The organism is Desulfitobacterium dichloroeliminans LMG P-21439 (genome assembly GCF_000243135.2).
Taxonomy (GTDB): Bacteria; Bacillota; Desulfitobacteriia; order Desulfitobacteriales; family Desulfitobacteriaceae; genus Desulfitobacterium; species Desulfitobacterium dichloroeliminans.
Genome location: NC_019903.1, coordinates 2,394,514 through 2,408,004 on the forward strand (window position 1 = coordinate 2,394,514; position 13,491 = coordinate 2,408,004).

The 13,491-nt window shown below is 43.8% G+C and carries 13 protein-coding genes and 1 riboswitch; of the genes, 1 reads left to right on the plus strand and 12 read right to left on the minus strand.

Annotation, left to right across the window (positions count from 1 at the left end; translation table 11 throughout):
* Positions 1-89 precede the first annotated feature (89 nt).
* From DESDI_RS11285 to DESDI_RS11295, 3 genes are all read right to left on the minus strand, one after another.
* Positions 90-680 carry a lysophospholipid acyltransferase family protein gene (locus DESDI_RS11285; RefSeq protein ID WP_015262739.1) on the minus strand — a complete coding sequence of 197 codons (591 nt, stop codon included), beginning with the start codon at positions 678-680 and terminating at the stop codon, positions 90-92.
* A 36-nt stretch (positions 681-716) separates the two neighbouring features.
* Complete coding sequence (gene cmk / locus DESDI_RS11290; protein WP_015262740.1) at positions 717-1,379, minus strand: (d)CMP kinase; 663 nt, start codon at positions 1,377-1,379, stop codon at positions 717-719.
* Between the two features lie 104 nt (positions 1,380-1,483).
* The gene (locus DESDI_RS11295; protein WP_051015719.1) at positions 1,484-2,218 is read right to left on the minus strand and encodes a CPBP family intramembrane glutamic endopeptidase; all 735 of its coding nucleotides are present in this window, start codon (positions 2,216-2,218) and stop codon (positions 1,484-1,486) included.
* A gap of 162 nt (positions 2,219-2,380) precedes the next feature.
* On the opposite strand from DESDI_RS11295, the gene DESDI_RS11300 reads away from it, so the two are divergent.
* Positions 2,381-2,617 (plus strand): hypothetical protein, encoded by a 237-nt coding sequence (locus DESDI_RS11300; protein WP_015262742.1) that lies wholly within the window; start codon positions 2,381-2,383, stop codon positions 2,615-2,617.
* Positions 2,618-2,717: 100 nt separating this feature from the next.
* Here the strand turns inward: DESDI_RS11300 and DESDI_RS11305 are convergent, their stop codons facing one another.
* The 9 genes from DESDI_RS11305 to DESDI_RS11345 all read right to left on the minus strand — a co-directional run bounded on the left by DESDI_RS11305 (position 2,718) and on the right by DESDI_RS11345 (position 13,427).
* Positions 2,718-4,574: an L-lactate permease gene (locus DESDI_RS11305; protein ID WP_015262743.1), complete on the minus strand. Its 1,857-nt coding sequence runs from the start codon at positions 4,572-4,574 to the stop codon at positions 2,718-2,720.
* Positions 4,575-5,343: 769 nt separating this feature from the next.
* Positions 5,344-6,645, minus strand: a complete 1,302-nt coding sequence (aroA, locus tag DESDI_RS11310) for a 3-phosphoshikimate 1-carboxyvinyltransferase (protein ID WP_015262744.1) — start codon at positions 6,643-6,645, stop codon at positions 5,344-5,346.
* 7 nt (positions 6,646-6,652) lie between these two features.
* Positions 6,653-7,546: a prephenate dehydrogenase gene (locus tag DESDI_RS11315; RefSeq protein ID WP_015262745.1), complete on the minus strand. Its 894-nt coding sequence runs from the start codon at positions 7,544-7,546 to the stop codon at positions 6,653-6,655.
* Between the two features lie 2 nt (positions 7,547-7,548).
* Positions 7,549-8,574 (minus strand): 3-deoxy-7-phosphoheptulonate synthase, encoded by a 1,026-nt coding sequence (aroF, locus tag DESDI_RS11320; RefSeq protein ID WP_015262746.1) that lies wholly within the window; start codon positions 8,572-8,574, stop codon positions 7,549-7,551.
* Between the two features lie 103 nt (positions 8,575-8,677).
* Positions 8,678-9,058 (minus strand): chorismate mutase, encoded by a 381-nt coding sequence (aroH, locus tag DESDI_RS11325; protein ID WP_015262747.1) that lies wholly within the window; start codon positions 9,056-9,058, stop codon positions 8,678-8,680.
* Positions 9,059-9,073: 15 nt separating this feature from the next.
* Positions 9,074-9,511: a HutP family protein gene (locus tag DESDI_RS11330; RefSeq protein WP_041219927.1), complete on the minus strand. Its 438-nt coding sequence runs from the start codon at positions 9,509-9,511 to the stop codon at positions 9,074-9,076.
* Positions 9,512-9,896: 385 nt separating this feature from the next.
* Complete coding sequence (locus DESDI_RS11335; protein WP_015262749.1) at positions 9,897-11,066, minus strand: Na+/H+ antiporter NhaA; 1,170 nt, start codon at positions 11,064-11,066, stop codon at positions 9,897-9,899.
* Positions 11,067-11,207: 141 nt separating this feature from the next.
* A riboswitch (cyclic di-GMP riboswitch) is annotated at positions 11,208-11,293 on the minus strand.
* A gap of 125 nt (positions 11,294-11,418) precedes the next feature.
* Positions 11,419-11,988, minus strand: coding sequence for a hypothetical protein (locus DESDI_RS11340; protein WP_015262750.1), 570 nt, complete (start codon positions 11,986-11,988; stop codon positions 11,419-11,421).
* 173 nt (positions 11,989-12,161) lie between these two features.
* Positions 12,162-13,427, minus strand: coding sequence for a BaiN/RdsA family NAD(P)/FAD-dependent oxidoreductase (locus DESDI_RS11345; protein ID WP_015262751.1), 1,266 nt, complete (start codon positions 13,425-13,427; stop codon positions 12,162-12,164).
* Between the last annotated feature and the right edge of the window lie 64 nt (positions 13,428-13,491).

The window sequence follows — 13,491 nt, forward strand, 5'->3', positions numbered from 1 at the left end:
AATTCGCTATAATTTCCGAAATTCCTTCATCAGAATTAAATTGCCCTCTCTTAGAAAAATAATGCATTGTTCGATTAAGAGCAAATAATTTACACTGTCAAATGATCAATCGCTTTCATAATTTGGTCCGCCGCCCATTCTCGGCGGTTTTCTACCCCTTCAGGGGCTTTAAGTTGTTCAGGACTGATAGGAGTCCCGACGATAACTTCAATCTGACCCCATCCCCGGGTTAAGAGGTTTTGCGTGCCATTCACACGCATAGGTACAATGGGTGCCTGACTTTTTTCCATCAATAAAACCATACCTGAAAATCCTTTTTGCAATTCACCGGACTTCGAGCGTGTACCTTCAGGAAACAGACCCAAGACTTTCCCTTCCTTAAGAACCTTCAACGAATTCCGGATGGCACTTGTATCACCTTGGCCTCTCTTCACGGGAAAAGCGCCAAGGCTTTGAAAGATTCTTCCTAAAAGCACGTTCGAAAACAATTCTTCCTTAGCCATAAAAGAAACCTCCAGCGGTACGCTACAGGCAGCCACAACCGGATCCCATACACTGACATGATTGCTTACCAAGATCGCAGGCCCGTTCTTCGGAAAGTTTTCTACCCCGTGGACTTTCCAACCCATGACTCGAAACTGCAAACGAAACACTTTTTTTAAAAAACTATATAGGCTCATTGTCCTATCGCCTCACTTCATTGCGCTTTGACAGCCTCAATTGTTTATTAAGCTGATAATACGTTCGATAATCTCCTCCACACCCAAGCCCGTCGTGTCGAGCATAATGGCATCGGCGGCCGGAACCAAGGGTGAGACTTCTCGCTGTTGATCAGTTTGGTCACGGATCTGCATATCCTGATGGACTTCTTCAAAGGAAACCATTTTCCCTGCTTTCTGCAGTTCAAGCCAACGGCGTTTTGCTCTTTCTTCTGAGGTAGCCGTTAAGAAGATTTTAAGATTCGCTTCCGGTAAGACATAGGTTCCTATATCTCTCCCATCCATCACGACAGCTCCCCGGAGAGCTTCCCGTCGTTGTAAGTCCACTAATCTTTCTCTGACACCGGCATAGGCGGCAATGACCGATACATTGCGAGAAACCTCAGGGGTCCGGAGAGCTTCCGTTATATCTTGTCCATCGCAATACACTCTTCTAGCTTCCGTATGATCAAGTGTGATATCGCTTTGCCAGGCCATATCTACAATTGCGCTTTCTTGATCTAAGGGGATATTTAAACTCAAAGCTTTATGAGTAATAGCCCTATACATTGCTCCAGTATCTACATAAAAAAGTCCTAACCGTTTAGCAATCCCCTTAGCAATCGTGCTTTTACCCGCACCTGCCGGACCATCGATAGCAACCTGAAGATTATCTTTCACTATTCACACCCTCGATTTTCAATCTATTAAGAACGACATTTTATTATAGCACAAGGTCTTAAACCCTCACAATCCATTGCGGGATTTACAGTATCTAGATACTTCTAAAAACCTCCCGCTAAAGCGGCGAGAAGTAAGGCAACACTATTGTTTAGGGCATGAAGGGCCACGGAAGGTTTAATCGAGTTATACTTCATGACCAGAAAAGCCAAAACCATCCCTAAGATAAAACGAGGAATAAATCCATAAGACTGAAGATGCAATCCAGAAAAAATGGCTGCACTTATCGCGGCAGCTGTCCACTTGCCCATATAGGTATTCAGGCTTCTATAGATAATGCCCCGGAACAGCGTTTCTTCAATGATGGGGGCTAGGATTCCAGCTAAGATAAGATTTAAGCAGAAGGTCACTAGATTAACATTACTTAATAATTTGATATAGACATCCGTATCGGGCGGGGTAAACCCTCTTTCCAATAGGTAAGTTGCATAAAGAATATTCACAACCCAAGTGAGGATATAAAGGACAAGGACACTTCCTAAGTATCTTTTTTGTACATTCTGCCATCCAAAATCACTCCAGCTCCACTTACGCGTGCGCATGATAAACAAAATGATCATCAAGAACATCCCTTGCGTCATAAAACCATTTATATAAAGGAGGACGCGCTCATACTCCCACCAACTAGCTACCCAAGCCATAATAAAACCAAGCACTAGGTAAAGAAAGGCAATCCCTAAAAGAGCATAGAGCAATTCAACCCAAGTTAACTTCCTTGGCCCTGTCACGACCTCATCCTTTTCGGATGGAACACTATTGAACTCCTGAGTCGGATCGATCAGGCTCACCTCCCCTTCTACTTCAAATGACCCTCACCAAATGCCATAGAATAATTCCTCGCAATTAATATTAGGAATTGTAGCTTATTTCCGATGATAATGTAAATACTAACTCTATTCAATCCTCTTTTCATTGTAAACCAAAGCACTCGGGAGGTCAAAATGAGTATTATAGTTAAGCATCATCATTTATGTATTCCTATCTCAGATTACCTTGAACAGGTTGCCGATTTCACCAATCCTTGGGACGAAAGAGCATACCAGTCTTTTATTCAACACCACCTATATGAAACACTCGACGAAGGTATCGTCGGCATGGTTCGTGAGCATCGAGATCATGAATATGTTTACCTTGATGCCGCTATTCGTTATCCCCTCGAAAATCAAACATTAAAATGACTGCTGACTGACAAACAACTTCTTCACGTGAAAGAGGACGTAGCGAAACTAATTCGCTACGTCCTCTTTTAGGTTTAATTAAAGGAATCTAATGGTGATACTATTTTATTACACCGTTTAGCTTATCAAGTCTACTCTTGTTAGTAGCCACAACATAGATTACTGCTGCGTAGAATACAACAAGAATAATCGAACCTAGGTTGAACGGTCCCTTTGAACTCCAGTACAGAAGTGAATAACCAACTGAACCAGGAATTAGGGCATAGTAGAGGAAGAATATGAAGGTCTTTCTGATGACATCCCCTTCACGTCCTAAGAAACCAACCACCGCCGAAGCAGCGACAACGTTGTGAATACAGATAACATTACCTGCTGCACCGCCAATTGCTTGGAGAGCCACAACCCAAATCGGCCAAGTGTTTGCCATCGGAGCAAGAGCAGAATTACCTTCCACAATCAGTTGAGCAGTCTGGAACTGGAACAACGAGAAGGTCATATTGCTGACGGTATTGGAACCGGCAACGAAAGCACCTAAGCCACCGATAATCGGGGCAAACATCGGCCACATTCCACCGGCTAATGAATAAGTAGCTTCAGCCAGTGCATATGGCATACTGAGGAATCCGGCAGCTCCACCACCGGAGTTGATGAATACTTGAACCATGGGAACGGTAAAAATCAAGGCTACACTGGCACCTGCAGTAACTTTAACGGCTTGTGCCCAAGCTTTTTTGTAAGCATCCATCTTCATACCATGAACCAAGAAGGTCAAGAAGGAAACAATGATAAAGATGGTACCTGGGGAATAAAGGATTGCCCATTTCTCTGCTAATCCGCCAATGGGAGGATAGGTGATAATTACAGAGTTCAGCCAAGCTTTAAGCGGCAGAATAAGACGCGTTATAAGGATCAGGGCAGCTACAAAAACGTAAGGACTCCATGCCATAAATGTGGACATGCCACCGGGCTTTTCCACATAATGAACTTCAACACTACCTGACCAAGATGGATCCCATTCTTTTTTGTCGATGAAATCCCATGTATCCTCTTCTTTAGGAGTGAGGAACTTTCTCTTAGCAGCAAAGATAACGATAGCGAGTCCGATGAGACCTCCAAGCATGGAGGTTAACTCGTAGTTTACGAAGCGATTGATCAGAACATAAGGAATTGTAAAAGCAAGGGCACTAAACAAAGCGAAAGGCCAAATTGCTATACCCTCAGACCAAGACTTGTTCTTGCCAAAGTATCTGGTCATGAAAGCGACAACGAAAAGAGGTGTTAAGAAACCACCGACAAAGTGCAAAAGCGCTACATTATGAGCAAACAAGGCGATGAATTGATCATAATAAGCAATGGTATCTAGTTTGCCAGCCGCATCGACAATGGGAATGCCGATCTGAGCTGCAAATTCATTAACCCCAGCGTCAGATCCAGTTCCTAGTCCGGTACCAACTCCTACACGAATGGGGGTACCGATTGCTCCGAAGGAAACAGGGGTACTCTGAATCATCATACCAGCGATAACCGCTGCAAAGGCCGGGAAGCCAAGACCTAACATCAAAGGAACTGCTACAGCTGCAGGAGTACCGAAGCCGGAAGCACCTTCAATGAAAGAACCAAATAACCAAGCCACGATGATTACCTGTACGCGTCTGTCTGCAGAAACTCCGATAAGACTTTGGCGAATCTGTGCCAATCCACCCGACTCCATCAGAGTATAAAGAACAAGAACAGATCCGAAGATGATATAAAGGAGGGTAATCGATACCCCGAGACCTTTGATTGATCCACCAAGGATCTGCATGCCAGGTAATTTCCATGCAAATAATGCAACAAGTACAACTGTAATATACGAAAGAGGCATCGCTTTACTTGCTGGCCATCTTAAGCCAACAAGGAAAATTGCCACAACTATGATTGGCAATAAGGCCAAAAATCCTTGCATTAGAATACTCATTAATGTACCTCCCCAAAGATAATTTTTTTAATAGTTGATACGATTTACTTTGAATACTACTAACCATTTAAAAAGTAATTAAAAATTCAAGTTAATCTTGGGCATAGTAATATTTCCAAGTAAAATCTGAATGATAACTATTGTCTCCCCTTCCTCTTAGATAAATACATTCAATATTCAGTTTTATCCAGTCACTATAAAATCTTTTCTTTAAAGCATCACCCCCTTCAATATGAAATCAGATGAGGATATTCATTGTATAATCTGATGTTTACTTTTATTATTTGCCATTTTTAATAATTATAATCCTCTCGATCTCCGCTATATTTCAAGCATAGCTTCCTTGATTAGAGTGGCAATACTTCATCACTTAAGTTCCCGAAGTATTAGACTACTTATAATAATCTGAATCTTATGTTTATAGTTACTTTTAATTCGATGAGTTTATGTCATATTCCTTCTTCGTGAAATAAATTATTTCTAAAAATTTTAATTATTTTTTCAATTAAGCTTATTCATGTTAATTGACCTACATAGGATTGTCAGACCAGACACGAAGACAAAAAAAAATTAAGACACTGCCGGTTATAATTCGACGGATTATTGTCAAATCCTTCTCACTAATTCGTCTTTTTAAAATAATCTATTATTTTTTGTATTATCTAAATATTGTGATTGTGAGAACAATGACAATAAAAAGGAGAACCACTTATATAGACTTAAGTAGTTCTCATAGTTGCAGTATTATTTAATGCTCACACTTCTTTAGTTAGTTAGATATTCTTTCGATAAGGTCTAGGAAATTAGGGAAAGAAACGGATGCAGCTTCCATGCCTTCTAAACTCAACCCTTCTTTAGATAACAGCCCCGCTACTACCCAGGCCATAGCTAAGCGGTGATCCCCATAACTGGAAGCTCGCCCGCCTTTTAGTTGGGAAATACCTTTAATCTGCAACCCATCGTGAAGCTCCTGGATATCTGCCCCTAGAGCCTCCATTCCTTGAGCCACCATTGCGATTCGATCGGTCTCTTTTACTCGAAGCTCAGCCGCATCGCGAATCATGGTCACCCCTTTAGCCAAGCTAGCCGCAACAGCGAGGATGGGAATCTCGTCAATAAGGCGGGGTATCATCGCGCCCTGGATTTCAATCCCATGAAGCTGGGCTGGTCGGACCCGCAGATTGGCACGGGGTTCACCACACTCTTCCCTTTCATCTTCCACTTGAATATCAGCACCCATCTGCCAAAGGGCATCGAGAATACCGGTGCGCGTTTTATTCATTCCTACATTTTGGATTAGGAGCTCTCCCTGAGAGACTAGGCTTCCTAAAACTAGAAAAAAGGCAGCCGAAGAAATATCTCCAGGTATAGAAACTTCTTGTCCTAATAGTTTAGCCCCACCCTTTATCTTGGCCGTATTCCCCTCACTAATCACAGGAACTCCAAATCCCCTGAGCATCCGTTCCGTATGATCCCGGGAAAGGAATGGCTCCGTAACTGTAGTTTCCCCTTGAGCATTAAGCCCCGCCAGAAGAATGGCGGATTTCACTTGAGCTGAAGCCACAGGGGAATGAAATTGAATTCCCAGCAAAGAGCCACCTTGAATCGTTAAGGGAGCATATTTCCCATCTTGGCGGCCCAAAATCCGAGCACCCATCTCTTGTAAAGGCATGGTGACCCGTCCCATAGGTCTTGACCGTATGGAGGAATCTCCAGTTAACGTCACACTGAAGGGACAACCTGATAAAACACCTAAAATGAGGCGCATTGTAGTTCCGGAGTTTCCCACGTCTAAAACATCTTGGGGTTCACGCCAATGCTCAAACCCCTGCCCGTTGATCCAGACCTCGGTATCCTTTCGTTCCCATTCTACCCCTAGCTTTCTCAAACACTCAAGTGTACTTAAACAATCTTGTCCAGGCAAGAAATTTGTAAGGTGGGTTTCACCTTGGGCCATACCCCCAAACAAAGCCGCCCTATGGGATATGGACTTATCCCCCGGAACTTGAATTTCGCCCTGTACTTTCTTGATTGGATGAATGCGAATTCCTTTTACCCTGTTGTTATGCATCGTGTTCTTACCTCCGGTTTAACACTCGACCTCGGGCCCCTTGAGCTCTCTCAAATACGCGGATGATCTCCTCACCATTAGAATGTTCTATAACGCCTCGGATTTCCTTAAGTTTTTCCTCCCAGATATCTAAAGAGTAAAGGATGGCAGAAGCATTGCGGAGGAGGATTTCTCTCCACATCTCAGGAGAACTATCCACAAGGCGAGTGATTTCTCTAAAGCTACGACCTGCTAGTTCGAGAGGTTTTCCTTCAGGAAAACCTTCAGAAGCAGCTAAGGCCAAAGCAAGGGACAACAAATGGGGCACATGACTGACGAGTGCAACTTCGTGGTCGTGTTCTTCATACTCGCGAAAAATAACCCTTGCCCCAAGGCTCTGAACTAAGCTTGAAAATTGATTAACTAATTCTTGCGGACAGTCCTGGTGAGGAGTAAGCACATAAGGATAACCATTGAATAGGTCCGGACTAGAATATCTAAATCCGCGCTGTTCCGATCCTGCCATAGGATGTCCACCAATAAAGTAAACTGACTCTAGGTTCTCTGTTGCCTGACAGATTTCTCTTTTTATGCTTCCTACATCCGTTATGAGTGAACCTGCAGGGATTCGTCCCCTAATCTCTGTAACCGTACCTGCTAAAAGGGTGATGGGGGTAGCTAGTATGATTAAATCCACATCCAAGTTTTCTGGCAGTGATGGCCATCCCTCAAGGATCCACTCTCGAGATTTTGCCGCCTCCAAACTTTCTCCGTCACATTCGACAGCGCTAACAGACCATCCTTTTCCTGTCAAGGCTCCAGCCCACGATCCTCCGATCAATCCAAGGCCGATGATACAAGCCCGCGGCTTTCTTTCTCCTGTCCATCCTTTGGACAGAACAGGTTTTTGCATCTTCTCCATGACTATCGAGCTCCCTTTACCGGTCTTCCCAGTGCATCAGCTAATTTCTTCAATTCGTCCATCATCGTGGTAAAATTGGGGACGGTTAAGGATTGCTTGCCATCTGATACAGCTTTTTCCGGGTTAGGATGTACCTCAACAATGATTCCGTCAGCTCCGGCTGCGACCGCTGCTTTCGCCATAGAAGGAACCAAATTCCAGCGGCCGGTCCCATGACTAGGATCAACGATGACCGGAAGGTGTGATAATGAATGAAGAGCGGGAACCATACTTAAATCCAATGTATTCCTCGTATAGTTCTCAAAGGTGCGAATCCCTCGTTCACAGAACATGACTTGGTAGTTGCCGCCATCCATGATGTATTCTGCAGCCATCATCCATTCTTCTAGAGTCGCTGAGGGTCCTCGTTTTAAGAGTACAGGCCTATTGGTTTTAGCTACTTCCTTGAGCAGGATAAAATTCTGCATATTACGGGCCCCGATTTGGAGGATATCCGTATAGTGGGCAACGAGTTCAACATCGCGCACGTCCACCACTTCCGTTACAACTAGAAGTCCCGTTTCTTCCCTTGCCTCCGCCAGAAGCTTTAACCCTTCTTCCTCTAATCCCTGAAAAGCATAGGGTGAAGTGCGGGGTTTGAAAGCTCCTCCTCTTAGGAAGGTTGCCCCAGCTTCTTTCACAGCATGGGCAGTCTCAAGAATTTGGGATCGGCTTTCTACACTGCAAGGCCCCGCCATAACATGGATCTCTTCTCCGCCAATTTCATGCTCTCCAATTTTGATAATGGTGTTTTCACTTTGAAATTCACGGCTGACTAGCTTATAAGGCGCAAGGATTGGAACTACTTTCTCTACCCAAGGTATAGCTTCTAGATCCAGAGCTTCTAATCGTGAACGATCACCAATAGCACCAACGATAATCTTCTCTACTCCTTGTGAAAGATGGACCTTAAACCCCTCTTCATTTAAACGTTCATTAATTTTCTGAACTTGTGCTTCACTCGTTCCGCGTTTTAAGACAATAATCATCAATTCCACTCCCTCTACCATCCTACATTCTTTTTCGTATCATTCATCCAGAAAACGAGCAGTTCTACCATACTACACCGCAATTTGTCTAACATACTTATCTTTAATCCACATCTGCATTCTCCATCAGATCTCTACGCAGATTTACTGCATCCCTTAGATAAACAGGTTGGATTTCCTCCTGTGACAAAGGGCTTTCTACATGAAGCAAAACGCGGATACATCGGGGTAGAGACCCTGGAACAGGGATTTCATTGAGGCAAAGCATCGGGACGCGATCCCAGCCCAGCTGACGAGCGAAAGCTGCAGGAAATGCAGCATCTAAATCCTTTGTTAATGTGAAAATCGCACTAACAATATCCGCTGGGGCTAATGAATTCCGCCTTACTATTTCCTCTAGGAGCTCATGAGTTGCTTGACGTATTTGTTCTGCATCATTTTCTTGTATCGTTATTGCGCCACGTATACCACGCATACCGGCCATATTAATCATTCTCCTTTAAGCATTGGTTTCTCCGGGGACAGCTCTGTGCCCAAGTCCCACTGCTACCTCATCGAGATGCAATAGTCCTACTCCAAAGAAGACTGCTACCGATAGGTGTTCGTCTCTTCGAGCAATTCCAATTTTTCCGCCGATATTGAGACCCATGGCTTTCGGCATAATCTGACTTAGTGCTTCCCGAGTTGCGCCGGCTACAGCCCCTTCGTCCCCATGAGTTTCTTTAATGACTCCTTCTCTTTTTGCAGAGACAATGGCTCTTTCTACGATTTTCTTAATAGCGGTAAGATATTCGCCACCATAATCCACTGCTACTGTATGGATTCCATGCCGGCCGAATCCTTCCTTTAAGTGAGCTTCTTCTTCCCGGCTTTCTGTCATGGCCATGCGCAAAGCCGCCATAGCAATTTTCTTACTCTCAGCTACCACTCTATTCATTCCTTTCACAAAGGGGTCCCCTTGATTATCTTAACCCAACCTTAATAGTACTACACTAAGTGATTTCAGACATAGTACATTCTCTAAAAAAGATAATAAAAAAGACACCTACGGTGTCTAATCTCTAATTCACCGTCCTACCATCCTTCCTCTATGAAATTAAGGGACAAAAACATCGAAGTGCCCAACCGTCCTACACTATGTATGCTCTACATAGAATATCTATCAAGATATTAAATTATATTATATGATGTATCAGATCAATTTTCAATCCCTAATCATTAACTCAATCGAATAATCCGGACCTGCTACTTAAAGATGCAAAAGAAAAAGCAGGTCCAATCTTTCCAGACGACCTGCTTCAAACCACTGGGTGGTGACATCATTAACTCTGAGTGTCTTTTACTTTCTTAATTCTTAGCATCTTACCTGCAATAATAGCAATAACTGCCGCAATTGCACTGAAAAGAGCTCCCATCTTCGCTGCACCCTGCAGACCCGGATCGACAAAGGCCACACCTGAGACAAATAACGCAACAGTAAGTCCCATAGCCGCTATTACCCCTGCCACAAAGAGCTCTTTATACCCCATGCCTTTAGGAAATGGAAAGCCGATAGCTGTAGCCAAAGCTCCCATTAGGAATATCCCGATAGTTTTACCTCCTATGAGAGCGATGAAAACGAGCCATGTGAGGGTACTGATTCCTGAGAACTCTACCCCTGCATTGGTTAATCCGAATAGCAGAAGACCGAAGTCTACGAAAATCTTCCACTCATGCTCGAATGTCTTCAGAGTAGAATGATCCTTGGGGTCATCCTCAAATAAGCCAAACTCCTCTCTAGGAGCGTGAGGCAAGAAGGGAACGATGAATACCAGCGCAAGTGCTGGATGGACATGAGCTAGATAAAGCCCGGTCCAGCTCAACGCTCCCCCAAAGATGATATAGGGCCAGTAGCTCTGGACGTTTTTGCGTTTAAGTCCATAAGCGACAAGCATTCCCGCTAACGTAAGCAATAACCAAATTGGGGCTACAGGATTGGCTGGATCGGGGTAAAAGAAGGCAATAATCATAAGGCCGATTCCATCATCAACAATAGCTAAGAGTAGCAAGAAGGATACTGCAGCGTGATGAGACCCAAACACAATCCTTGCCACCAGCCATGCTAAGGCTATATCGGTGGCTGTAGGTATACCCCATCCTTTAGCAAATTCAGGGCTACCTATAAGTGCATTTAGGCCAATAAATACCAGCGCCGGGCCTAATACTCCACCTACAGTAGCCATTAATGGGTTAATAGCTCTTTTAATTGGATTTAGACTACCTCCAGGCAGCAGGCTCTGGGTAATCTCAATCGCAGCCATAGCAAAAAAGAACACCATAAAGATATCATTAACAAAGAAATGAAGGGATATTTTCCCGATAATTTCATTGTGCACAAAATGGTGGTAATTCTCCGGGGCCAAATTAGCCCAGACAAGTGCGATAAAAACACCTAGAATTAATGGTATTGAAAACTCTTGCAAGAAATTAATGGTCTTTTTCTGCGTACTCATCAAATCTCCCCCTCAAATGTTAATAGTATGGAAAATAATCCACGGACTCATACAGTCGTTTTTCTACAGCCTCCCTTCAAAAAAGACACAAAAAAAGAGTAGTCCAAAAAGGAACCACTCTCCCCTAAGAAGTTCTTAAACACTTGTAGCCTGGCGATCCTAGTCTGTCGACCTTAGATCCATAGCTTTAGCGTCCTGTGCTTTCGCAAAGTTTGCCCCAACCATTATAAGATGTTTAATTATCGTAATTTACCCGAGTATAGCACAAAGAAACTACTGTAGGCAACAAAATTCAACATATTTTATCATTAAATTTTCAACCCACAGCTATGCACATTAACCTACTCATACTTTAGCGCCCAACTCTTAAAGTTTGGATATTCCTTTCTACGATAACGACCTGATTCAATCGTGGATCAACAAACTCTGGAGCTTTCTGTATGACCTGCACCCGAACAATGGCTGACACATTGGTTCCATCTAATTGTAGTGTTCCTGTTTGAGCAGAGATCGCCAATTCTCCCCGTGCTAATGTTCCTAGTACTTTTCCATTTTGAATCACACGAACCGGTGCCGCTGGAACGGCTTTGAGAGTTATTTGCGATGTGTGAGGAACTGTTTCCAGTATCAAGTCCGGTGTTATCGTACTTGATACCGGGGTACTGCTTATGGAGGGTGCCTCTACATCTTGAGCTATTGAAATGTAATAATCAACGGGATCCTTTGCCAACCCTAGTCCCATCTGAACCACAACCAAGAGCACCGTCAAGAGCACCACTGCACGAACAATAACCTGTTCTAACTTCTGAAAACCAAAGGAAGAACTTTTTCTAGAGCCTATGTTACTCGACACTCTCCCCCAAGAGCGGGTATTGATTCTTCCACGTTTCTTATTCCTGCTAAAAAAACTCAAACGACGCATAACTTCACCTCTTCACTAGTGTATGCGTCGAACATTGAACTAAGACATGATATAACAACTCGTTTATTCTATAAAAATAGCGTGGAGACACTGTTTCCTTTAGATTTCACTCATCCCTGAATACGAATTCGCTGTTCGCCGTTATTCACCGTGAATGTTGCGCACTGTGAATGTTATGCATTCTGATAGGTCAAAACATATTCACCCGCTGCTCGCCCGGCTCGATAGCCCATGGCAAAAGCAGCTTGCAGGTTGTATCCTCCAGTCACTCCATCCACATCCACCACTTCTCCAGCCCAAAAAATTCCCTGAACTTTCTTTGAAGCCATTGTTTTTGGGTCGATCTCCTTAACATCCACTCCCCCAGCTGTTACGATTGCTGCGGCTAAGGGCAAAGTTTCCGTAATAGTTAAAGGGAGTACTTGCAATAACTGCACCAGGCGCTTTCTTTCCTCACGACTAATACTATTAACCGCTCGTTCGGGAGGAATTTCAGACAACTGAATGATCACAGGAATCAAACTCTTGGGGAGCATTTCATCTAAGGAATTCTTGAACTGCTTATTTAAAAACTTTTTGAAATCTCGTTGGACCCTCTGATCCAGCTGCTCCGAAGTCAGTGCCGGTTTGAGGTTAATTGTTAATTGAACTTTATTTCCTTTGGCTAAGGCCTCCCCCGCCCAACGGCTTAGAGTAAGAATGATAGGACCGGACACCCCAAAATGAGTAAAGAGCATTTCGCCAAATTCTGTCTTTTGCTTTTTCTCTCCATACCATAAGGATGCTTCCACATTCCTTAGGGCAAGTCCTTGAACTTGCGTCACCCAGTCTTCATAAGTCCTCATCGGAACAAGCGATGGTCTTGGTGTGATAACCTTGTGTCCTAGTTTTCGAGCCATTCGATACCCGTCTCCATTGGAGCCAGTCGCCGGATAGGATCCTCCCCCAGTGCAGATGATTACGGACTTTCCTTCAATAATCTTTCCATTGCTTAAACGAACCCCGCGGACTTCGCCTTCTTGAAGGAGAACCTCCTCTACCGTCTGTTCAGTTGCCAGTTCCACTCCAGCGTCCATGATGTATTTAAGTAGGGCTTCGACAATTTGCTCCGCATCATCGGAAAGAGGAAAAACCCGCCCTCCCCGCTCTACCTTGGTCTCAACACCATAATACGCAAAAAATTCGCGGAGTCTAACGTTATCAAATTCTCGTAAAATCCCATGCAGAAAACGACCATTACCAGGATAATTTTCAATAACATTTCCCATATTCTCTGCATTGGTTAGATTACAACGGCCCTTCCCAGAAATAGCAATTTTTCTTCCGGGACGGCCCTTCTTTTCCAGCACTATAACCTCGGCCCCAGCCAATGCTGCTTGTCCAGCAGCCATGAGGCCTGCAGCCCCAGCACCAATCACAATAACCCGTTCTTTTTTCATACTACATCCTTTCTCGAATCGCAATGACCTTATTCTAACATAACTTTTCCTAGATTATAAATCC